The 21,105-nt window shown below is 73.2% G+C and carries 19 protein-coding genes; 11 read left to right on the forward strand and 8 right to left on the reverse strand.

What is annotated here, in order from left to right; translation table 11 throughout:
- Nucleotides 1–84 precede the first annotated feature (84 nt).
- The 4 genes from ACZ7GX_RS16390 (at nucleotide 85) to ACZ7GX_RS16405 (ending at nucleotide 3,160) form a co-directional block, all read left to right on the forward strand.
- Nucleotides 85–816, forward strand: coding sequence for an ABC transporter ATP-binding protein (locus ACZ7GX_RS16390; RefSeq protein ID WP_498777354.1), 732 nt, complete (start codon nucleotides 85–87; stop codon nucleotides 814–816).
- A complete protein-coding gene (locus tag ACZ7GX_RS16395; protein ID WP_498777356.1) occupies nucleotides 813–1,604 on the forward strand; it encodes an ABC transporter permease in 792 nt (263 codons plus the stop codon). Before ACZ7GX_RS16390 ends, ACZ7GX_RS16395 begins: the two co-directional genes overlap by 4 nt.
- A 348-nt stretch (nucleotides 1,605–1,952) precedes the next feature.
- Nucleotides 1,953–2,504, forward strand: a complete 552-nt coding sequence (locus ACZ7GX_RS16400) for an RNA polymerase sigma factor (RefSeq protein ID WP_498777358.1) — start codon at nucleotides 1,953–1,955, stop codon at nucleotides 2,502–2,504.
- Nucleotides 2,501–3,160, forward strand: coding sequence for a hypothetical protein (locus ACZ7GX_RS16405; protein WP_498777360.1), 660 nt, complete (start codon nucleotides 2,501–2,503; stop codon nucleotides 3,158–3,160). Before ACZ7GX_RS16400 ends, ACZ7GX_RS16405 begins: the two co-directional genes overlap by 4 nt.
- Before the next feature lie 62 nt (nucleotides 3,161–3,222).
- Here the strand turns inward: ACZ7GX_RS16405 and ACZ7GX_RS16410 are convergent, their stop codons facing one another.
- Nucleotides 3,223–3,918 carry a DJ-1/PfpI family protein gene (locus tag ACZ7GX_RS16410; protein WP_498777362.1) on the reverse strand — a complete coding sequence of 232 codons (696 nt, stop codon included), beginning with the start codon at nucleotides 3,916–3,918 and terminating at the stop codon, nucleotides 3,223–3,225.
- Between the two features lie 76 nt (nucleotides 3,919–3,994).
- Nucleotides 3,995–4,441, reverse strand: a complete 447-nt coding sequence (locus ACZ7GX_RS16415) for a hypothetical protein (RefSeq protein WP_498777364.1) — start codon at nucleotides 4,439–4,441, stop codon at nucleotides 3,995–3,997.
- Nucleotides 4,442–4,699: 258 nt separating this feature from the next.
- On the opposite strand from ACZ7GX_RS16415, the gene ACZ7GX_RS16420 reads away from it, so the two are divergent.
- The gene (locus ACZ7GX_RS16420; protein WP_498777366.1) at nucleotides 4,700–5,701 is read left to right on the forward strand and encodes a phosphotransferase family protein; all 1,002 of its coding nucleotides are present in this window, start codon (nucleotides 4,700–4,702) and stop codon (nucleotides 5,699–5,701) included.
- A 22-nt stretch (nucleotides 5,702–5,723) separates the two neighbouring features.
- Here ACZ7GX_RS16420 and ACZ7GX_RS16425 read toward each other — a convergent pair whose 3' ends face one another.
- Nucleotides 5,724–6,176: a DUF1877 family protein gene (locus tag ACZ7GX_RS16425; RefSeq protein ID WP_498777368.1), complete on the reverse strand. Its 453-nt coding sequence runs from the start codon at nucleotides 6,174–6,176 to the stop codon at nucleotides 5,724–5,726.
- 139 nt (nucleotides 6,177–6,315) lie between these two features.
- A complete protein-coding gene (locus ACZ7GX_RS16430; RefSeq protein ID WP_498777370.1) occupies nucleotides 6,316–6,915 on the reverse strand; it encodes a hypothetical protein in 600 nt (199 codons plus the stop codon).
- Between the two features lie 187 nt (nucleotides 6,916–7,102).
- On the opposite strand from ACZ7GX_RS16430, the gene ACZ7GX_RS16435 reads away from it, so the two are divergent.
- Nucleotides 7,103–8,344: a PQQ-dependent sugar dehydrogenase gene (locus tag ACZ7GX_RS16435; protein WP_498777372.1), complete on the forward strand. Its 1,242-nt coding sequence runs from the start codon at nucleotides 7,103–7,105 to the stop codon at nucleotides 8,342–8,344.
- A gap of 143 nt (nucleotides 8,345–8,487) precedes the next feature.
- On the opposite strand, the gene ACZ7GX_RS16440 is transcribed toward ACZ7GX_RS16435, so the two are convergent.
- Together ACZ7GX_RS16440 and ACZ7GX_RS16445 are read right to left on the reverse strand one after the other, a co-directional pair.
- Nucleotides 8,488–9,930, reverse strand: coding sequence for a carboxylesterase/lipase family protein (locus ACZ7GX_RS16440; protein WP_498777374.1), 1,443 nt, complete (start codon nucleotides 9,928–9,930; stop codon nucleotides 8,488–8,490).
- Between the two features lie 24 nt (nucleotides 9,931–9,954).
- Entirely contained in the window at nucleotides 9,955–10,872 is a 918-nt protein-coding gene (locus ACZ7GX_RS16445; protein ID WP_498777376.1) for an MBL fold metallo-hydrolase, read from the reverse strand.
- 138 nt (nucleotides 10,873–11,010) lie between these two features.
- Here ACZ7GX_RS16445 and ACZ7GX_RS16450 point away from each other — a divergent pair, with 138 nt between their 5' ends.
- The gene (locus tag ACZ7GX_RS16450; RefSeq protein ID WP_498777378.1) at nucleotides 11,011–11,919 is read left to right on the forward strand and encodes a helix-turn-helix domain-containing protein; all 909 of its coding nucleotides are present in this window, start codon (nucleotides 11,011–11,013) and stop codon (nucleotides 11,917–11,919) included.
- Between the two features lie 187 nt (nucleotides 11,920–12,106).
- Nucleotides 12,107–14,506: a glycoside hydrolase family 9 protein gene (locus ACZ7GX_RS16455; RefSeq protein WP_498777380.1), complete on the forward strand. Its 2,400-nt coding sequence runs from the start codon at nucleotides 12,107–12,109 to the stop codon at nucleotides 14,504–14,506.
- Nucleotides 14,507–14,513: 7 nt separating this feature from the next.
- Here ACZ7GX_RS16455 and ACZ7GX_RS16460 read toward each other — a convergent pair whose 3' ends face one another.
- Nucleotides 14,514–15,530 (reverse strand): LacI family DNA-binding transcriptional regulator, encoded by a 1,017-nt coding sequence (locus tag ACZ7GX_RS16460; RefSeq protein WP_498777382.1) that lies wholly within the window; start codon nucleotides 15,528–15,530, stop codon nucleotides 14,514–14,516.
- A 432-nt stretch (nucleotides 15,531–15,962) separates the two neighbouring features.
- Nucleotides 15,963–16,991 carry a LacI family DNA-binding transcriptional regulator gene (locus ACZ7GX_RS16465; protein WP_498777384.1) on the reverse strand — a complete coding sequence of 343 codons (1,029 nt, stop codon included), beginning with the start codon at nucleotides 16,989–16,991 and terminating at the stop codon, nucleotides 15,963–15,965.
- 172 nt (nucleotides 16,992–17,163) lie between these two features.
- Between ACZ7GX_RS16465 and ACZ7GX_RS16470 the strand changes: the two genes are divergently transcribed.
- Genes ACZ7GX_RS16470 through ACZ7GX_RS16480 form a run of 3 tightly spaced genes read left to right on the forward strand, consistent with a single transcriptional unit; the run spans nucleotide 17,164 to nucleotide 21,101 of the window.
- Nucleotides 17,164–19,329 carry an alpha-galactosidase gene (locus ACZ7GX_RS16470; protein WP_498777386.1) on the forward strand — a complete coding sequence of 722 codons (2,166 nt, stop codon included), beginning with the start codon at nucleotides 17,164–17,166 and terminating at the stop codon, nucleotides 19,327–19,329.
- A complete protein-coding gene (locus ACZ7GX_RS16475; RefSeq protein ID WP_498777388.1) occupies nucleotides 19,326–20,204 on the forward strand; it encodes a carbohydrate ABC transporter permease in 879 nt (292 codons plus the stop codon). Before ACZ7GX_RS16470 ends, ACZ7GX_RS16475 begins: the two co-directional genes overlap by 4 nt.
- Before the next feature lie 12 nt (nucleotides 20,205–20,216).
- Nucleotides 20,217–21,101: a carbohydrate ABC transporter permease gene (locus ACZ7GX_RS16480; RefSeq protein WP_498777390.1), complete on the forward strand. Its 885-nt coding sequence runs from the start codon at nucleotides 20,217–20,219 to the stop codon at nucleotides 21,099–21,101.
- The last annotated feature ends 4 nt before the right edge of the window (nucleotides 21,102–21,105 follow it).

A 21,105-nucleotide genomic window follows, 5' to 3' on the forward strand; every position in this document is an offset into this window, starting at 1 on the left:
CGCATAGCGACGAACCAGGTCGTGCGCCGTTCTCCCGTATTGCCGTCCTTCGGATGTGAGAGTCTCCCCGGCAGGGAGGTGGCGATGGAGGGGTTGCTGGCACTGTCCGAGGTCGACGTGGCGTTCCCCGGCGGGGTGCACGCGGTGGACCGCGTCGGCTTGGACGTCCGGGCCGGCGAGATCGTCGCGCTGATGGGTCCTTCCGGGTGCGGCAAGAGCACGGTGCTGCAGGTCGCCGCCGGGTTGCGCGCGCCGACGTCGGGCACGGTCACCCGGCGCACCGACCGGGTCGGCTACGTCTTCCAGGACCCGACCCTGCTGCCGTGGCGGACCACCCGGCGCAACGTCGAGCTGTTCGGCGAGCTGGACGGCCTGGCCAAGGCCGAGCGCCGCGCCCGCGCCGACCGGGTGCTGGCGGCGGTGGGGCTGGCGGAGTTCGGCCACGTCCGGCCCGCGCGGTTGTCCGGCGGGATGCGAATGCGGGTCGCGTTGGCGCGGGCGCTGCTGGTGGAGCCGGAGCTGTTCCTGTTCGACGAGCCGTTCGCCGCGCTGGACGAGCTGACCCGGCACGAGCTGGGGGACGAGTTGCTGCGGCTGTTCGCGCGGCACGGGTTCGGGGCGTTGTTCGTCACGCACTCGGCGGGGGAGGCCGTGTACCTGGCGGACCGGGTGCTGGTGATGTCGCCCCGGCCGGGCCGGATCGTGGCCGAGGTTGCGGTGCCGTTCGGCTACCCGCGCCCGCCTGGGCTGCGGTCCAGCGGCGAGTACGCGGCGTTGGTGGGGTCGGTGTCGGAGACGTTGGTGCGGGCCTCGTGAGGATCAAGCGGGTCGCGCGGACCGTGCTGCCGCCGTTGGCGGTGTTGTTGGTGGTGCTGGGCGCGTGGACGTTCGTCAGCCACGTCGTGCTGTCGCCGCGCCGCCGGTTCCTGCTGCCGCCGGTGGACGAGGTGATCAGGGTCGGGTTCGGCGATCCCGACAACCTCGCCGAGCTGCTCGCGGCGCTGTCGCTGACCAGCCGGGTGGCGGGGTTGGGGCTGCTGATCTCGGTGGTGCTCGGCGTGGGGCTGGCCGTGCTGATGGCGCAGTCGCGGTGGCTGGAGCGCGCGGTCTACCCCTACGTCGTGGTCGTGCAGACGATCCCGGTGCTGGCGCTGGTGCCGTTGTTCGGGTTCTGGTTCGGCTTCGGGTTCTCCAGCCGGGTGCTGGTGTGCGTGCTGCTCTCGCTGTTCCCGTTGGTGGCCAACACGTTGTTCGGCATCCGGTCCGTGCCCGCGGCCCAGCACCAGCTCTTCGACCTGCACCGGGCGGGGCGGTGGACGCGGCTGTGGAAGCTCCAGCTGCCGGCCGCGCTGCCCGCGATGTTCACCGGTTTGCGGATCGCGTCGGGCGGCAGCGTCATCGGCGCCGTGGTCGGCGACTTCTTCTTCCGGCAGGGCGAGCCGGGCCTCGGCGTGCTGATCGACCAGTACCGGTCGCAGCTCGCGTCGGCCCGGATGTTCGCCGCGGTGATCCTGGCGAGCGCGCTGGGCATCGCGGTGTTCGTGGTCTTCGGCGCCCTCGCCCGCTGGGTCGTCGGCCGGTGGCACGAGTCGGCCGACGGGTGACGGCCGGCGGGTCGTGACGGGGAGGGTCGGCGGGGCGTGACGGGGAGGGTCGGCGGGCCGTGACGGGGGAGGGACTCCCGAGGCGGCCCGGCCGGGCGCCCGCTGCAACGGCGCGGCTTGCCGGGCACGTTCTCCGCCCACCGCCGGCGCCCCGCCGCGGCCGCCACCGCGCGACCAGCAGGCCGCCGACCAGCAGCCCCACGGTCCGGGCGGCGATCACGCACCCCCACGCCGTGCGGCCGACGGTCGCGTCGGCGACGGCGGGTCCGGGACTCGTGTAACGGGCCGGCGGGATCGCGGCAACCATGTGGTGTGAGCGAGACAATGGCAGACGCGGTGGCGGACCACGTGGAGCCACTTCAACACCCACCACCCGGGACGCGGGCCGGCGCCGCGGCCGAGTTCGAGAAGGTCTACCGGGCGAACGTCGGCATGATCACCGCCTACTTCGCGCGGCGCAGCGCCGATCCGCAGACGGTGGCCGACCTGACCGCGGACACCTTCGTCCGGGCGATCACGTCGTTCGCCACCTTCGACCCGGTCAAGGGCAGCGCCCGAGCCTGGCTGACCGGCATCGCGAGCCGGGTGTTCGCCCGGCACTGCGAGGCGCACAGCCAGCGCGCCGACAGCACGCGGCGCATCGCCGGGCAGCGGCCGCTCGACCCCGACGTGGTGGACGACCTGCTCGACCGGATCGACGCCGAGCAGGCGGCGGGCGCGCTGCTCGCCCGACTGGCCGAACTGCCCCGGCCCGACCGCGAGGTCGTGGAGCTGGTGGACCTGGACGGCCTCACCCCGAAGGAAGCCGCCGAGGCGCTGGGCGTCTCGGCGGGCGCCGTGCGCATCCGACTGTTCCGGGCCCGGGCGAAACTCCGGAAGACCACTGGGAGGCAACGATGATGGCCAAGTTCGAGGACCAGCTCTTCGAAGACCTGATGCGCAGCCACGGGTCCGAGCTGGACGCCGTGCCGGACCGGGCGGCGAGCGGGCGGCGCGGCGTCGGCCGCGCGGTGGGCATCGGCGGCACGGTGCTGGGCGTGGCGGGCGTGGTCGCGCTGACCGGTGCGTTGCTCCCCGGCGGCGCCCCCGCCGCCTACGCGGTCACCAAGGGCGCCGACGGCTCGGTGACGGTGTCGATCACCGACGTCACCGGCGTGACCGGTGCGAACGAGGAACTGCGCAGGCTGGGCGTTCGTGCGGCCGCGGTGCCGATGCGCGACGGCTGCGTCGCGCTGTCCAGCCTGCCCGTCGACACCGACAGCCACGGCACCGGGATCACGTCGTTGACGAAGGGGCCGGGCGGGCTCGGCACCGGCTCGCTGACGTTCGACGCGGACGTCATCCCGGAGGGCGACACGCTGCTGCTGGCTGCGGCCCAGTCGTCCACCAGCGTCTCCCTGGCCGTCGCGTTGGTCGTCGGCCCCGCGCCGGACTGCGTGAGCGTGTCGACGCCGCCGGCCGACGGCTCGACGGACGGCTCGACGGACGCCGAGTCGGGCCAGGAAGTCCGGCCGGGAACGCCCGCCGCGAGCTCCGTCCAGCAAGGCGGCCGCTGATCCGGCCACGAACGCCCCGGGAAGCGCGCCGCCGCTGCCCGGGCCGTTCGCCGTGGATCGGGTCAGGCGCGCCAGACGGTGCCGCGCCGTTCGTACTCCAGGAAGGTCTCCACCTGCTGGGCCTGCCGCGGGCCGAGGAAGCGCTCGACCAGCCACAGCGCCACGTCCAGGCCGGAGGTGACGCCGCCGCCGGTGACCAGGTTCCCGTCGTCGACCACGCGGGCGTCGACGACGGTCGCGCCGTGCGCGGCCAGGTCCGCCTTCGCGCGGTGGTGGGTGGTCGCGTTGCGGCCCCTGGCCAGTCCCGCCGCCGCGAGCACCATGACACCGGTGCAGATCCCGACGTGCAGCACGGCGGCGTCGGCCAGGCGGCGCAGGAAGTCCCGGTCGGCCATCAGCCGGCGCACGCCGACGCCGTCCGGGTCGGTGTAGCGGCCACCGCCGGGCACCACCAGCACGTCCGCCTCGCGCGGCGACCAACCCCGGCCCACCTCGACGCGCGCACCGAAGCTGCACGTCACGGTCCCGGGCCGACCGGTGGTGACCAGCGTGGTGGTGAGCGCGCCGTCGCTCATCGCCGCGGCCAGGCCCAGCACTTCCGCCGGCGCGGCCCAGTCCTGCTCCTCCACCCCGTCGAACATCAGCACCTGCACCCGCAACGGGTTCGCCGCCGTCGGCGCTCCCGCCGCCCGTGCGCCCGGACCGGCGGTCGCGCCGACGGACAACGCCGCTGCCCGCAGGAAACCACGACGCTCCACGGTGAACCTCCCGGTTTCGTCCCCGTCCAGGAAGTCGTTCCGACCCGGCCGCGGGTTCCCGGCGCTCTTCGGGCGGCTACCGGGATCCGTCGCCGCGGACGTCGCAGCGCAGGCTCGCCGCCATCGTCGACGGGCCGAGCACGAACAGCACCAGGGGCACCAGGAGACCTCCGGCCTGGCGGATGCCGGACGCGAACTCCGAGGGCGCCACGACGATCAGCGGAACCATCAGCAGGGGGAGTGCCAGGGCGACGGCCCCGCCCACCACCGCGAGGGCCCGACCCACGGGTTGCCGCAGCATCAGCAGCACCCCGCCGGCGAGGCAGCACGCGCCTTCGACGCCCAGCACGCTCCTGAGCACGGTGCCGAAGGCGTTCGCCGGGGTGTCCGCCGCGCCCAGCGCCCCGAACGCCGCCGCCGGCGTCAACGCACCGAGCGCCAGCGCGAGGGTCACCGCGAGCGGGACTCCGCGCGTCCGGCGGCCGTGCGGCTGCGGCTGCGGTTGTGCGACCGGTCCGTACATCAACTCGTCCTCCGATCGGCCGACTCCGGCACCACGTCCAGCGGTCCCGCCACCCCGTCGGGAGCGGCTCCTCGCTCGCCGTCGTGGTGGCCCAGTCAACGCCATCCGGTGGCGGCAGGGCGTGGCCTTGGCCGCAAACGGTCACCTTGGCCGCACGTCGCCCGCCGGGTCCGGTGATCAGGTCGCCCTTGACCGGACCGCCGCCGAACCGCATTGTGGGAGCGCTCCCGTGATCCCTGCCGTCGAGAGTGGACCCCCGTGCAGAGCCAGACCAAGCGCCGCCTGTCGCCCGAAGACCTCGACGCGCTCGTGTCCGACGCCGTCGGCGTCGGGTGCCGGCTGGAGGCGGAGTTGACCGACGGCTGGTTCAACACCGCCTACCGCGTCCTGCTCGACGACGGCCGGGCCGCCGTGATCAAGATCGCGCCGTCGGCCGATGCCCCGGTCCTGCGCTACGAGCGCGGCATCCTGGGGACGGAAGCCATGGTCTACCGGCGGATCGCGGCGCTGCCCGGCGGTGGTGTGCCGACACCCGACCTGCTCCACGCGGGCAAGGAGTTCCTCGCCGTCTCCCTCCTGGAGGGCGAACCGTGGGACAAGTCGGCCGGCCGCGTGCCCCCGGCCACCCAGCGGGCGCTGCGCCGCGAGCTGGGCGCGATCACCGCCCGCCTGCACACCCTGGCACCGGAGGACGGCCGGTTCGGCTACCCGGCCGCGGCGTCCGGGCTGTCCGCGCCGGACTGGCGGACGGCCTTCACCGCCATGGTCGACGCGCTCCTCGACGACGCCGCGCGCTGGCACTCCCCGCTGGGTGCGACGCCCGCCGAGATCCGCGCCCTGGTGGCCGAGGGCGGAGCCGCCCTCGACGAGGTCGCCGAACCGCGGCTGGTCCACTTCGACCTGTGGCCGGGCAACATCTTCGTCGACCTGCCCGGCGACGGCGACGGTGACCGGCCGCCCCGGATCGTCGGCCTCATCGACCATGAGCGGGCGTTCTGGGGTGATCCGGCGGCCGAGCTGATCTCCCTGGCCTTCGGCGGCGACGCGGGCCCCGACAGCGACCTCGTCACCGGGTACGCTGAGGCTGGCGGCGTCCTCGACTTCACGCCCGCGTTCCGGCACCGCCTGGCGCTGTACCACCTCTACCTGGGCCTGCTGCTCGTCATCGAGTGCGGCCCCCGCGGGTACGGCCCCGACCACCTCGCGTTCTGCCGCGGCTACCTGGCCGACGGCTTCGACCGGCTGCGGACGCTGGGGTGAGGCGACACCGGCGACCCGGGCGTCAGAAGCTGATCTCCCGGATCAGCGCACCTCCCGACGCGGCCGTCTCCTCGAAGAACTCGACGAGGTCCACGTAGTCGTCGCGCAGGTTGTCGATGCCGTCGTCGTCCCAGAACCGCCGCCAGGGGTAGACCTCCTGCGCACTCAACTCCCGCGGGTCGTAGTGGGTCGCCAACACCTCGAACGGCGTCGCCCTCAGCGTGGTGGCGGCCTCGGCGACCATGTGGTCGGTCCACCCCGAGAGGGTGCTCTCCTCGTCGATGACGAAGCCGTCCTCGTTCAGCTCGATCGCCACCCCGGCCGCGTCCAAAAGGAACTGGATGCCCGCCCACGACTTCTCCAGGGAGTAGTAGGGCAGGTCCTCCTCCAAGTGCTCCAGCGCCCATTCCGGATCCTCGATCGCCCGGTCCAGTTCCGCCGGGCTGACCCGGGTGAACGCCAGTGTCGTGCTCATGTGCCCGCCGTTTCCGCGTTGATCTTGTGGGGCCACCAACCTGCACAGGATCTTCGGCGCCGTCAATCGGTCGATCGACCGACACGGCCGCGGACCCGTGCCGCCGGCCGCGGGTGTGGTGGTTCCCGGTGCTCCGGCGTCAGCGGTTCGCCGGCGTGTAGGTCAGCTGTCCGTCGGCGGGCAGCAGGTAGCCGTTCCAGCGCTGTTCGGGCACCTCGCCGCCGAGTTCGGCCGCGGTGACGAGGTCGACCTCGAAGCCGATCAGTCCGAGCCGGAAGTCGACCTGTCGGAACACCTCCTCCGCCACACCGGCCAGCCACGCGTCCAGCGGAGCACGCCAGGCCTGCGACCGCGGCTCACCGTCCGGTCCGAACGGGAAGCCGCCGACGCGCCGGTCCACTCGGGCCAGCGCGCCGAGCGGGAGGTACCACGTCACCCAGTCCTCGGCCTCGTCGAAGCGGGTGGCGAGGCAGCCGCACACGACCGAGCCGACCGGCGTGCGCGCGATGCCGCGCAGGTGGCCGAACTCGTCGAGCGACGCCACGGTGACGGGTACCGCGACCTGGTCGGCCGGTTCCCGGTCCCGGTGGCCGTAGCCGTCGGTGGCGGCGGCTGCTCCCCACAGCGCGGTCAACGCGCGTTGAAGGCGTTCGTCGTCGTGGTCGCCGACCTCCAGCGACAGCTCGTAGAAGCCGCCGGTCCAGTTCTCCGCGTCGGTGAACGCCATCGGGTCGTGCACCGCCGCAGTGTGCCAAAGGGTGACGCGCTCGTCGTGCGCTTTCTTCCCCGCGGTACCGCCGATCGGACCAGGGTCGCCGAGCGGATGCCCGGGCGGCAAGACCGCGGCTGGATGTTGTGCGGAAGTCGCGGTACGTTTGGGAGCGCTCCCAGAATGTGTCTTCCACCCTGCACGAGGAGCCGAAAACATGTTGCGACGGCGTTGTCGCCCGGCCACCTTGATGGCCGGCCTGCTCGTCCTGGCCCTGTCCGCGTCCCTGCTGCCGTCGGTGTTGGTGAGCGGCAGCGCCGCGGCCGGCAGATCCGACACCCGTGCGGCGCCGCTCACGGAGCTGACCGTGGCGTCCGAACAAGTGGCGTCCGGCCTGCGGCGCCCCATCGCGATCACCGGTCTGCCGGACGGCCGGATGCTGATCGCGGAGAAAGAGGGCACCGTCCGCGCGTACCACCCCGACACCGGCCTCGCGGCCGCACCGGTGCTCGACCTGACCTCCCGGATCGACGCGTCGGACAACGAGCGCGGGCTCCTCGGCATCACGCCCGCGCCGAACTTCGCCCGGACCGGGATCCTCTACGTGGCGTACACGAGCCTGCCTGCGGGCGAGCTGACCCTGGCGCGAGTGCCCATCGGCGCTCCTGAACGCGTGCAGGTGCTGCTCACCCAGGAGCACGCCGAGTACGGCAACCACAACGGCGGCCAGGTGGCGTTCGGCCGCGACGGCTACCTCTACTGGTCCCTCGGCGACGGCGGCGGCGCGTACGACCCGTTCAAGTCCGGTCAGGACCTCGGCACCCTGCTCGGGAAGATCGTGCGGATCGACGTCAACCGCACCTGCGGGCCGAAGCCGTACTGCGTGCCCACCAACAACCCGTTCGTCCGCGTGGCGGGCGCGCGGCCGGAGATCTGGCTCTACGGGCTGCGCAACGCGTGGCGGTTCTCCGTCGACCCGGTCGACGGCTCGCTGTGGATCGGTGACGTCGGCCAGGGCCTGGTCGAGGAGGTCAACCACATCCGCCCGTGGCAGGGCGGGGCGAACCTCGGCTGGTCGTGCAAGGAGGGCACCCCGGTGTTCGACCCGCAGCAGTGCAAGCCGGGCGGGCGGTACACCGATCCGGTCTTCGAGTACGACCACTACAACGACAACTGCTCGGTGACGGGCGGTGTGGTGTACCGCGGGTCCCGGACGCCGGAGGCGTGGGGGACCTACGTCGCGGCCGACTACTGCTCGACCCGGGTGTACGCCGTGCGTCCGAAGTTCGACGGCACCTACGAGTCCGCCGCGATCGGCCACCTCCCCACCCAACCGTCGGCGATCGCCACCGACGCCAAGGGTGAGCTGTACTCGCTCAGCGACCTCCCGGGGGGCCTGAACCGAGTGCGGTTCGAGCGGGTCCAGCCGACCGCGGGCAGCGGGGTCGCGAACTGCTGACGCGTCCGCAAGACCTCTGGGGACGGCCGCGACCGCGCGGCCGTCCCCGGCTCGTTCCGGTGGCGGCCTCGGCCAGGGCCGGGAACGACCGCGCGGCCGCCCCCGGCTCATTGCGGTGCGGGCCTCCGCCGGGACCGGGAGCTTCAGCCGATGCCGAGGGTCTCCGCCACGGGGCGCCGCGGGTCGTACGCGGGCCAGCCCGGGTCCCCGGTGCCGGCGAACGCGACCCAGGCGTCGTGCACCCGGGCCGCGAGGCCGGGCGGGACGGGGTCGGGGCCGAGCAGGCCCGTGTCACCGTGCAGCCAGGGCTCGTCGGCGACGTCGAAGACGAACGGCAGCTCGACGGTGTGGGCGGCGCCGAGTCGTCCGTCCAAGGCCGTCGAGCGGTACCCGAACGAGTAGACGTGGGTGCGGCCACCCGAGAGCCGGGCGTGGGCTTGCGCCAGGCGGGCCGTGCCGGCCCCGAACAGCGCCTCCCCGAGCACCGCGGAGCGCAGCTCGCCCGGTGTCGCGTCGGGCAGCGCCGTGCGGTGCGCGGCGACCTTGGCCTCCGGGTCCGCGTGCACCCTGGCGGCGAGGGCGAGCACGTCCGCCGTCGTGGAGGACTCCAGGTCGCCCCGCGGCACGAGGTAGAGGCGCCCCTCCTCGGTGTTCGCGCCGATCAGCAGGTCGACGTCGCCGGCCGGGCCGTCGGTGAGGCCGTCGGCCGGCTGGACGGCGAGGACCAGGCTGAACGGGCTGAGGCCGACCAGCGGGTCCGTCGCGGCGCCGGTGCGCAGGTCGAGGCCGGCCAGCGCGGGCAGGACCTCCAGGAAGCGCTCGTCCGGGATCGCGGCGAACGCTTCGGCGGTCGGCTCGACGCCCAGCGCCGTGGCGGCTGCCGCGGTGACCCGTCGCGCCTGCTCCGGGGTGAAGGCGCCGGTGCCGCTGCCGCTCTGGACGATCGCCCGCCGGAACAGGCCCTTGGCCTCCGGGGTGGCGAGCAGCGCTCCGACGAGCGTGCCGCCAGCGGACTGGCCGAAGACCGTGACGTTGTCCGGGTCGCCGCCGAACGCGCTGATCGCGGCGCGCACCCAGCCGAGCGCGGCGAGCACGTCGAGCAGCCCGCGGTTGGCCGGAGCGCCTTCCAGGTCGAGGAAACCGGGGACGCCGAGGCGGTAGTTCACCGTCACGAGGACGACGCCGTCGCGGGCGAACGCGCGGCCGTCGTAGAGCGCGGCACGCGTCGAGCCGGTGACGAATCCGCCGCCGTGCACGAAGACCATGACGGGGCGCTTGCCGCCGTCGGCGGCGGGCGTGCGGACGTCGACGGTCAGGTACTCCTCGCCACGCACCCAACCCGGCCCGAAGTAGGGGGACAGGTCGAGCCGGCCGAAGTCGCGGACCGGTTGCGGAGCCGTGGGCGACGGTCGGGTGCCGTCGCGGACGCCGGACCAGCCCGGGTGCGGCGCGGGCGGTGCGAAGCGGCCGGCGCCGATCGGCGCCGCCGCGTAGGGGATGGCGCGGTAGAACTCGCCGGAGTCGTCGCGGACGCCGCGCACGGCGCCCGCCGGGGTCGCGACGACCGGGTCTGCGTGCTGGGTCACGGGAAGCGCTTCCTTTCGGGGGGTTCAGGAGAGGCGGGAGAAGGCCGCCCACTCCTTGATCGCGAACTTCGACCCGTCGCGCTCGACCCGCGCGGCGCCGTGGCCGCCGAGGTGCGCGGGGAAGACGAGCGCGTGGTGCTCGGCGGCGTGGCCGAGCAGCTTGTGCCGGGTGGCCCGGGACTCGGCCGGGTCCTCGCAGAAGCAGGAGTTGATCCCGGGCTCCGCGATCTGCAGCGCGGTGTGCACCAGGTCCCCGACGAACAGGGCCCGATCGCCGCGGGACTCCAAGGCGAGCACGGACGAGCCGGGGGTGTGCCCTGGTGCGAGGTCGAGCCGCAGGTTCCCGTCGATCCGGTACGACCCCTCCCACAGCCGGGTCAGGCCGGCCTCGTGGACCGGGGTGACGCTGTCCTCGAAGACGTTCTGGTTCCCGCGGCCCAGCACGGACCTGTGCTCGTTGGCCGGGTCCCAGAACTCGAAGTCCCGCCGCGTCATCAGGTAGGTGGCGTTCGGGAACGTCGGCACCCAGTCACGGCCGTCGAGCCTGGTGTTCCAGCCGACGTGGTCGACGTGCAGGTGCGTGTTGACCACGATGTCGACGTCCTCGGGGCGCACGCCGGCGGCGGCGAGCTGGTCGAGGTAGCCCGTGTCCAGCCGACTCCAGACCGGCGAGTACGGCCGGTCCTTGTGGTTGCCCACGCCGGTGTCGACGAGGATCGTGCGCCCCTCGCTGCGCAGCAGCCAGGACTGGGCCGCCGTGTGGCACTCGTCCGTCTCGGGGTCCCAGAAGTCGGGCGCCAGCCAGTCGCGGTGCTCGTCCCACGAGCCGTCGGGACTGTCCGGGAAGAACTCGCCCGGCGTCAGGCCGACCGGGCCGTAGAACTCCTTGATGCGGGTGACGGTGACGTCGCCGAGGGTGATCTCCTCGGGGTGCTGCTCCATGTGCGTCCATCCTCGATCCAGTGTGTATGGCCGAACAGGACCGAGCCTGGACACGCGGACGGGCACGAACCACTCCCGCGTTGTCCTACCCCTCGCAGGGTGTGGTCGGGGTCCCGCCGTGCCCCGGATACTGGGCGCATGGACGCACCTGGCCCACTCGGCGACTTCCTGCGGGCCAGACGGGCTCGGCTGCGACCGGAGGACGTCGGTCTGCGCGACCTCGGGCCCCGCAGGCGGGTCGCCGGCCTCCGGCGCGAGGAACTGGCCCAGCTGGCGGGCGTCAGCGTCTCGTACTACACGAGGTTGGAGCAGGGCTTGTCCCGCGGCGCCTCGGCCGAGGTGCTCGACGCGATCGCCCGCGCCCTGCTGCTCGACGACCACGAGCGCGAGCACCTCGACCGGCTCGCCGGGGCCGCCCGCCGCACGCCCCGCGCGCGCCGCCCCCGACCCGAGAAGCTCGCCGACGAGACGCGCGACCTGCTGCGCGCCGTGGACGGCGTCCCGGCGCTGGTGCTCGGCCGGCGTGCGGACGTGCTGGCGTGGAACGCCCTCGGGCACGCCCTGCTGGCCGGCCACCTGGACTTCCACGGCCCGGACGACCTGGCGGCGCGGCCGAACATGACCCGGCTGCTGTTCCTGGACCCGCACTGCCGGGAGCTGTACGCGGACTGGAAGCGCAAGGCCCACGCGGTGGTCGGCAACCTGCGGATTACCGTCGGCAAGCACCCGCAGGACCCGCTGCTCGCGGAGCTGATCGGTGAGCTGACGATGAAGAGCCGTGAGTTCGTCGCGCTCTGGGCCGACCACCGGGTGGCGCCCTGCGACGCCGCGACGTACGACCTGTACCACCCCGTCGTCGGCGCCTTGACGGTGACCCAGCAGACGCTGTCGATCGCCCGTTCGCCGGACCAGGTGCTGGTCGTGTGCACGACCTCCGGCGGCTCGTCCTCCGAGGAGGCCCTGGCACTGCTCCGCCAGACGAGCGGCCGACCCGGGCAGACCCCCCGTGCGGGCGACCGGCCGATCGCGGCCATCCGGGGTGCCTGACCGCGACGGGGTGGGGGCGCTAAGAAAATTTCTCGCCAACGAGAGAACGTTGACCCGGACATGCCTGGTGGGTCACCATGGCTGACGGAAGGCGTTCTTCTGGGAGCGCTCCCGGTCCGCAACACTGTCGTTCTGGATCGAGAACATTTCGGCCAGGGTGGCGGCGTGATCCAAGGAGGATCTGTCCGTGCGCACTCATCTTCAACGTCGTCGAGGGGCGGCGGTCGCGGCGGCTCTGGCACTGGTCGCCGCCACGCTGGCACCGTCCGCCGCGCAGGCGGCCCCCGACGCCGGCCCCTCGGTCAAGGTCAACCAGGTGGCCTACGTGCCGGGCCTGCCGAAGCAGGCCACGGTGGTCAACGGCTCGGGCTCGCCGGTGGCCTGGGCGCTGCGCAACGCCTCCGGGGTGACGGTGGCGTCGGGGCAGACCAGCGTGCGCGGCGCGGACCCGTTGTCGGGTGACCACGTGCACATCGCCGACTTCTCGTCCTTCGACACCCCCGGCGCCGGCTACGTGCTGTCGGTGGCGGGCGCGAACAGCAACCCGTTCGACATCTCGGCCGACCCGCTCAAGCGCCTGCGCTACGACGCCCTGGCGTTCTTCTACCACCAGCGCAGCGGCACCCCGATCCAGGCCGAGTACGTCGGCTCGCGGTACGCGCGGCCCGCCGGGCACCTCAACGTCGCCCCGAACACGGGTGACGACCGCGTGCCGTGCCGGGTGTCGTGCGGCTACACCTCCGACGTGCGGGGTGGCTGGTACGACGCGGGCGACCACGGCAAGTACGGCGTGAACACCGGGATCGCCGCCTGGCAGCTGATCAACGAGTACGAGCGCACCCTGCACGTGGCCGACGCGGACCGCGCGGCCCTCGGCGACGGGAAGCTCGCGATCCCCGAACGCGGCAACGGCGTGCCCGACATCCTCGACGAGGCCCGGTGGGGCGTCGAGTTCCTGATGAAGATGCAGGTGCCGCCGGGGCGGGCGGACGCGGGCATGGTGCGGCACAAGGTCAGCGACGAGAACTGGACCGCCCTGCCGACGCGTCCCGACCAGGACGCGCAGCCGCGACTGCTCTCCGCCGTGACGACCGCCGCCACGCTCAACCTCGCCGCCGTGGCCGCGCAGGCCGCACGGGTGTGGCGCGACATCGACGCCGACTTCGCCTCCCGCGCCCTGACCGCCGCGCAGCGCGCCTACACCGCGGCCAAGGCCAACCCCGCCCGCTACGCCGATCCCAACGACGGCAACGGTGGCGGCACGTACGTCGACAACAACGTGACCGACGAGTTCTTCTGGGCCGCCGCGGAGCTGTTCACCACCACCGGTTCCAGCGCTTACCGCGGCGACGTGACCGGGTCGTCGTTGTTCCGCGGCAAGGGGTTCGACCAGGGCGGGTTCGACTGGTGGTGGACCTCGGGGCTGGGCGACACGACGTTGGCGCTGGTGCCCAACGGCCTGTCGGCCTCGGACGTGTCGGCCACCCGCGCGGCGTTCGCCTCCTACGGCGACCGGCTGCTCGACCAGGCGTCGTCCCAGGGCTACCCGGCGCCGGCGAGCGGCTACTACTGGGGCTCCAACGGCGTGGTCGCCAACGCGGCGAACGTGCTGGCGCTGGCGCACGACTTCACCGGCCAGGCCAAGTACCGCACGGGCGTCTACCGGACGTTGGACTACCTGTTCGGGCGCAACCCGTTCAACCACTCCTACGTGACCGGCTACGGCGAGCGCGCCACCCGCAACTCCCACCACCGGTTCTGGGCCAACCAGCTGGACCCGTCGCTGCCCATCCCGCCGGCCGGGTTGCTCGCCGGCGGCCCCAACGCCGACCTGCAGGACCCGGTCGCCCAGGCGCAGTTGGCGGGCTGCAAGCCCCAGAAGTGCTACCTGGACGACATCAACGCCTGGTCGGTCAACGAGGTCGCGCTGAACTGGAACTCCGCGCTGGCGTGGCTGTCGGCGTGGGCGGCGGAGAAGGCGGGGCCCGGTTCGCCCGCGGACACGACCGCCCCCAGCACGCCGTCCGGCCTGACCGCGACCGCCTCGGGCGGCTCGGTGTCCCTGTCGTGGGGCGCGTCGACCGACGACGTCGGCGTGACCGGCTACGACGTCCTGCGCGCCACCGGCTCGTCCGGCACGTTCACGCAGGTCGCCACGGCGCCCGGCACGACGCACACCGACAGCGGCCTGGGCGCGGGCACCTACCGGTACCAGGTGCGGGCGCGGGACGCGGCGGGCAACACGTCGGCCGTGTCGTCGTCGGTCTCGGTGACCGTGCCGGGCGGCGGGGCCGGCTGCACGGTCGTCGCCACGACGCAGACCCAGTGGGGCACCGGCTACGTCGTGCAACCGGTGCGGATCACCAACACCGGGACGTCGACGATCACGTGGGCGGTGGCGTTCACCCTGCCGTCCGGGCACTCGATCACCGGGTCGTGGAACGCGGCGGTGACCACCAGCGGCCAGGCCGTGACCGCGCGGGCCACCCGCTCGCTGGCGCCGGGGGCGACGGCCGAGTTCGGGTTCCAGGCCGCGCGCCCGGACGGCAGCACCGCGCTGCCCTCGGGCTACACCTGCACCGGCTGATCCCGCGTCACGGCGGCGGCGCGGTGCTGCCCCGGACGACCAGCTTCGTCGGCAGCTCGACGCGGTCGTTGTCCGGCTCACCGCCCGCCGCCAGGGTCAGCAGCATCCCGGCGGCCTCCGCGCCCATCCGCCGCAACGGCTGCCGCACGGTGGTCAGCGGGGGATCGGACCACTGGGTGAACGCCAGGTCGTCGAAGCCGACCACGCTCAGGTCGTGCGGGATGCGCAGCCCCGCTTCGCGCGCGGCGTCGTAGACGCCCAGGGCCTGCAGGTCGTTGGCGGCGAAGACGGCGGTGGGCCGGTCGGGCAGCCGCAGCAGCTCGCGCGCGGCGTCCCGGCCGCCGTCGTGGTAGAGCGGCGCGGTCCGGACGAGCTTGCGGTCCTGCGGCACGCCGGCCGCGTCGAGGGCCGCGCGGTAGCCGTCCAGGCGGGCGCGGCAGCACAGGAACTCCGACGGGCCGTTGACCATGGCGATGCGGCGGTGGCCGAGGCCGACCAGGTGGCGGGTCGCGACCAGGCCGCCGTTCCAGTTCGTCGCGCCCACCGACGGGATCGAGTGGGTCGGCTCACCGGTGGGGTCCAGGGCGACCAGCGGGATGGCGCGGCTGCCGAGCTGGGCCAACTGGGCCTCGCTGAACTCGGCGGAGACCGCGATGACGCCGACCGGACGGCGGGCCAGCATCTGCCGCGCCCAGGCGCTCTCCGGCGTGTGGCCGCCCTGCATCTCCGTCAGCGTCACCGCCAGGCCGTGCGGGCGGACCGCCTCCTCCACCCCGCGGATGATCTCCAACGCCCACAGGCTGTCCAGGGACTGGAAGACCACCTCGACGATCGGGACCGCCTCGGTCTTCTCGTTCTTCTGGAAGCCGTGCTCGCGGATCAGCTCCTCGATGCGCCTGCGCGTCCCGTCGGACACCCCCGGCCGCCCGTGGATCACCTTCGACACGGTCGAGGCGGACACCCCGGCCAGGTCCGCGATCCGGGAAACCCGCACCTCACCGCCCCCGCGCCCATCCACAGCCACGAGCGGCAGCCTACGCGAAACGGCGCAGTCGACCGATCTTGACCCGACACCCCGCGCCCGGCGTGACCGGTATGGGTGGCAGGCTGAGCCGACTCGAGGGCGCGGGTTGGGTCGAGAGCTTCTGGGAGACCTCTAGGTGTACTGCCCTGGGAGGTTGTGGGCGGTTCGACCGCGGGCCGCGCCGCCGCTTCTACCGGCTCACCGCCGACGGCGCCGACGCCGCGCGGGCCCTGTTGCTCGAACGTCGGGGTGCGTCGCGCCGGCGCGGCGCGGTATCGGCGGCTGGTCGAAAGGTGGACGCCGGTCCTCTGGCACGTCGCGCGGGGCCGCGGGCTCCCGGTCGAGAGGCCGAGGAGGTCGTGCGTGCGGGCCGCCGACGAGCCTTCCGGATTGAACGTTCAACAGGGACGTGGCGGTCCGTCGTGCCCCCCGTCAGGCGCTGCCGCCGCGCACCAGTTCGGTGGGCAGGAGGAGACCGGGTTCGCCGTCGTGCCCGTGCTCGACCTGGCGCAGGCAGCGGGCGATCAGTTCGCGCGAGATGCGCTCGACGGGGATGCGGGCGCTGGTGAGGGTCGGTTCGGTCACCAGGCCGACGGCGCCGCCGTCGAAGCCCGTGATCGCCACGTCGGCGCCGACCCGCAGCCCCAGGGAGTGCGCGACGCTGAGGACGACCGCGGCCACGGCGTCGCTGCCCGTCACGATGGCGCTCGGCGGGTTCTTGCCGGTGAGCAGTTGGTGCGCACGCCGGCGGACGCCCTGGTCGGGACCGCGGAAGACCGACGCCTTGGGCACGCGCAGGCCGTGGTGGGACAGGAGCTGGAGGAAGCCGTCGAGGCGTTCGGCCTTCCAGTACTGGTCGCCGTCGGTGCCGAGGTAGGCGAACCGCTGGTGGCCCTCGGCGACGAGCAGGTCCACCACCGCGCGCATGCCCGCCACGTTGTCCACGTCCACCCAGTGCTGCGGCAGGTCGGGGGAGAGGCGGCCGAAGGAGGCGAAGGGGATGTCGCTGTCGGCCAGGAAGCGGGCCCGCTCGTCCCGCACGCTGGACTCGGACAGGACCACCGCGTCCACCGCGTGCCGGGCGACGAGGTCCTTGAACACGCCGAGGGGGTCGTCGCGGTGGTGGGTGAAGACGAGCACCTGGTGGTCGACGTCGGCGCCGGCCTTCACCAGGGCGAGCAGGAAGTGCAGGGTGAAGCCCTGCGCCCGGTCCAGCTGCTCGCCGAAGATGTGGTAGCCGATCTGCATCGTCCGCCGTGAGCGCAGGGTCTGCGCGGCGCGGTTGGGCTGGTAGCCCAGTGCCCGCATGGCGCTGGTGACCTTCTCGTGGGTCGCGGCGGAGTAGTACTCGTCGCGTCCGTTGAGGACGTTGGACACGGTCTGCCTGGACACGCCCGCGGCGGCGGCCACGTCCACGATGCCGACGCGCCGCCTTCCCTGGTCCGCACCGTCTCTGGGCACCGGGGTCCACCTCCTCGTACCGGGACATCATTCACCCCGGGTGACCACGTCGTCGCATTGAACGTTCAATGTTGCGCACTCGTTACCACCGCCACCGTTGACCCGCCGAGATCGTGCTGACATCTTCCATGGAACGTTCAATGTGACGAGCGCTTCACCGCCTGGAGGTCGTGTGTCCACCGCACCACCGGTCATCGCGCCGGCCGTCGACGGCGTCGGCCGGATCGTCCACTTGCGAGCCGACGGCGTGAGCTTGGTGCTGCACCACAAGGACTCCGGGCTGCCGCAGGTCCTGCACTGGGGCGCCGACCTCGGCCCCGACGCCGGTCTGGAGGCGTTGGCGTCGACGAGCGTGCCCGCGGTGGTGCCCAACGCCACCGACACGCCGGGCGCCGTGGCGGTGGTGCCGGAGCACGCGACCGCGTGGCCGGGGCTGCCCGGCCTGCGGGGCCACCGGGAGGGGCGTGACTGGTCGCCGCTGTTCACCGTCGAACGGGTCGTCGAGGACGGTGGCTCGTGCCTGGTCCGGGCCGTCGACGCGGCGGCCGGTCTCGCCCTGGACCTGGAGGTCGGGCTCACCCCCGCGGGGCTGGTGCGCCTGCGCGCCACCGTGCGCAACACCGGTGACACGGCCTACACCCTCGCCGGGTTGGTGCTCGCGCTGCCCCTGCCGCGTCGTGCCACCGAACTGCTCGACCTCACCGGGCGCTGGGGCCGGGAACGCACGCCCCAGCGCAGGCCGTTCGGCGTGGAGGCGCACGTGCGGGACAGCCGGCGCGGTCGGACCGGGTCGGACGCCACGCTGGTCCTGGTGGCGGGTGAGAGCGGCTTCGGCTTCCGACGGGGGCAGGTGTGGGGCGTGCACGTCGCGTGGAGCGGCAACCACCGCACGTACGCCGAGCGGGTGCCCACCGGCGAGGCCGTGATCGGAGGCGGCGAGCTGCTGCTGGAGGGCGAGGTGCGGCTGGAGCCGGGGGAGACCTACACGACCCCCGAGGTGTTCGGCTCCTGCGGCGACGGGTTGGACGAGCTGTCGGCCCGCTTCCACCGCCACCTGCGGTCGAGGCCCCACCACCCGCGGGGGCCGCGGCGCGTGGTGCTCAACACCTGGGAGGCGGTGTACTTCGACCACGACCTGGAGCGGCTGCGCGACCTGGCCGACCGGGGCGCGGAGGTGGGCGCGGAGCTGTTCGTGCTGGACGACGGCTGGTTCCGCAACCGGCGTGACGACACCGCCGGCCTGGGCGACTGGCACGTCGACGAGCGGGTCTGGCCCGACGGCCTGCACCCGCTGGTCGACCACGTCCGCTCACGGGGCATGGAGTTCGGCCTGTGGGTGGAGCCGGAGATGGTCAGCGCCGACTCCGACCTGCTGCGCGAGCACCCGGACTGGATCCTGGCGACCGGTGGTCGTCGCCCGCCGCTGATGCGCGGCCAGTACGTGCTCGACCTGACCCGGCCGGAGGTGCGGGACCACCTGCTGGAGCGCCTCGACGCGCTGGTCACCGAGTACCGGATCGCCTACCTCAAGTGGGACCACAACCGCGACCTGGTCGACGCGGGCGACTCGCGCACCGGCCGCGCCGCCGTGCACGCCCAGACGGCGGCGGTCTACGGCCTGCTCGACGAGCTGCGCCGCCGCCACCCCGGCCTGGAGGTCGAGTCCTGTTCCTCCGGCGGGTCGCGGGTGGACCTGGGCATCCTGGAGCGCGCAGACCGGGTGTGGGCCAGCGACTGCATCGACGCGTTGGACCGGCAGGGCATCCAGCGCTGGACGGGCCTGCTGCTGCCGCCCGAGCTCATCGGCGCGCACGTCGGCGCCGCCCGGTCGCACACCACCGGGCGCAGGCACGACCTGTCCTTCCGGGCCGTCACCGCGCTGTTCGGCCACCTGGGCATCGAGTGGGACCTCGCCGCCGCCGACCCGGCGGACCTGGCCGGGCTGGCGCGCTGGGTGGCGTTCTACAAGGAGGTCCGCGGCTGGTCGCACCGCGGCCGGGTGGTGCGGTCGGACTCGCCGGACCCGGCGATCCTGGTGCACGGCGTGGTGTCCGAGGACGACGTGCAGGCGCTGTTCGCCGTGGTCGCGGTGGCCTCGGGGACGACGACGTCGCCGGGGCGGGTGACGCTGCCCGGCTTGCCGCCCGACGCGCGGTTCACCGTGCGCCCGGTCGACCACGCCGGCCTGCCGCCGTCCACGTCCCTGGTCGCAGTCCCGTGGCTGGCCACCGGCACCTGCCTGTCCGGGCGGGAACTGGCCGAGGTGGGCGTCCAGATCCCGCCGCTGCACCCCGAGCAGGCCCTGCTGCTGCACCTGGAGCGGGAGGAGGGCGCATGACCGCCGCACGCCGCGGCGACCTGCGGGTGGCCCTGCTCTTCCTGCTGCCGGCGGGTTTCGGGTTCGTGCTGTTCTACGCCTGGCCGGCGCTGCAGACGTTCTACCTGAGCTTCACCGACTACAGCCTGCTGGCCGCGCCGAACTGGGTGGGCGCGCAGAACTACCGCGACGCCCTCGGCGACGCCAGGTTCGGCAACGCGCTGCTGGTCACCGTCGAGTACGTCGTGATCAACATCGGCGTGCAGACCGTCGTGGCGCTGCTCGTCGCGGTCCTGATGCACCGGCTGACCAAGTCGTCCTTCGTCCGGGGCCTGCTGTTGCTGCCCTACCTGATCGCCAACGTCGTGGTGGCGCTGGTCTGGTACAACATGCTCGACGCCCAGCTGGGCATCGTGAACGCGGTGCTGTCGTGGGTCGGGATCGACCCGGTGGCGTTCTTCGGCGAGACCTCCACGGCCATCCCGACCATCGCGCTGGTCAACGTGTGGCGGCACCTGGGCTACACGGCACTGCTGATCTTCGCCGGGCTCCAGGCCATCCCCAGGTCGGTGTACGAGGCCGCGGCGATCGACGGCGCGTCGGAGTGGCGGATCTTCCGCGGCGTCACGCTGCCGCTGCTGCGGCCGGTGCTGGCCATGGTGCTGGTGCTGACCGTCATCGGGTCGTTCCAGATCTTCGACACCGTCGCGGTCACCACGCGCGGCGGCCCGGTCGACGCCACCCGCGTCATCTACTTCTACATCTACGAGAAGGCGTTCCAGCAGTTCGACTTCGGCTACGCCGCGGCGCTCTCGGTCGTGTTGTTCGCCATCCTCGCGGGCTTGGCGGTGGCGCAGCTGCGCCTGCTGCGCGCGGGCAGCTCGGACCTGGACTGAAGGGAGCCCGCGATGACCACAATCGGTACGGGGTGGCGCAAGGCGCTCGGCTGGGCGGTGTTGGCGCTGCTGGTGCTGATCACGCTGTTCCCGTTCTACTGGATGCTGCGCGTCTCCCTGTCGGACAACCGGGCGTTGGCGGCCGACGCCGACTCGCTGCTGCCCGCCGGGTTGACGCTGGGCGCGTTCGAGCGCGTGCTCGGCCTGGCGTCGCTGGAGGAGGCCCGCGCCCAGGGCGGGTCCGGCGCGTCGATCGACTTCGGGCGCTTCCTGCTGAACTCGGTGCTCACCTCGACGCTCATCACCGCCGGGCAGGTGCTGTTCAGCTCGATGGCCGCCTACGCCTTCGCGCGGCTGCGCTGGCCCGGGCGCGACGCGGTGTTCTTCGTCTTCCTCACCGCGCTGATGATCCCGCCGATCTTCACCGCGCTGCCCAACTTCGTGCTGATGCGCGACCTCAAGCTGCTCAACACCTACGCCGCGATCGTGCTGCCGTTCTTCTTCATGACGCCGTTCGCGGTGTTCTTCATGCGCCAGTTCATGCTGGGCATCAGCCGCGAGGTCGAGGAGGCGGCGCGCATCGACGGCGCCGGGCACCCGAGGATCTTCTTCCGGATCATCCTGCCGATGAGCCGGGCCCCGTTGGCGACGCTGGCGCTGCTGGCCTACGTCACCGCGTGGAACGAGTACTTCTGGCCGCTGCTGGTCGGCCAGGGTGAGGGCGTGCGCGTCCTCACGGTGGCGCTGGGCGTGTTCCGCTCCCAGACCCCGCAGGGCAGTCCCGACTGGGCCGGCCTCATGGCCGCCACCCTGCTCGCGGCGCTGCCGGTCATCGCGCTGTTCGCCGCCTTCGGTCGGCGGATCGTCGACTCCATCCAGTTCTCCGGCATCAAGTAGCCGT

This window comes from Actinosynnema sp. NPDC037264 (genome assembly GCF_055603705.1).

Bases quoted from the DNA above. Each gene is read 5' to 3' on its own strand.
- ACZ7GX_RS16415 (WP_498777364.1), bottom strand. From the start codon at position 4,441: ATGTACGGACCGGTCGCACAACCGCAGCCGCAGCCGCACGGCCGCCGG.
- ACZ7GX_RS16480 (WP_498777390.1), top strand. From the start codon at position 20,217: ATGACCACAATCGGTACGGGGTGGCGCAAGGCGCTCGGCTGGGCGGTG.
- ACZ7GX_RS16445 (WP_498777376.1), bottom strand. From the start codon at position 10,872: ATGGAGCAGCACCCCGAGGAGATCACCCTCGGCGACGTCACCGTCACC.
- ACZ7GX_RS16475 (WP_498777388.1), top strand. From the start codon at position 19,326: ATGACCGCCGCACGCCGCGGCGACCTGCGGGTGGCCCTGCTCTTCCTG.
- ACZ7GX_RS16425 (WP_498777368.1), bottom strand. From the start codon at position 6,176: ATGAGCACGACACTGGCGTTCACCCGGGTCAGCCCGGCGGAACTGGAC.
- ACZ7GX_RS16405 (WP_498777360.1), top strand. From the start codon at position 2,501: ATGATGGCCAAGTTCGAGGACCAGCTCTTCGAAGACCTGATGCGCAGC.
- ACZ7GX_RS16390 (WP_498777354.1), top strand. From the start codon at position 85: ATGGAGGGGTTGCTGGCACTGTCCGAGGTCGACGTGGCGTTCCCCGGC.
- ACZ7GX_RS16450 (WP_498777378.1), top strand. From the start codon at position 11,011: ATGGACGCACCTGGCCCACTCGGCGACTTCCTGCGGGCCAGACGGGCT.
- ACZ7GX_RS16435 (WP_498777372.1), top strand. From the start codon at position 7,103: ATGTTGCGACGGCGTTGTCGCCCGGCCACCTTGATGGCCGGCCTGCTC.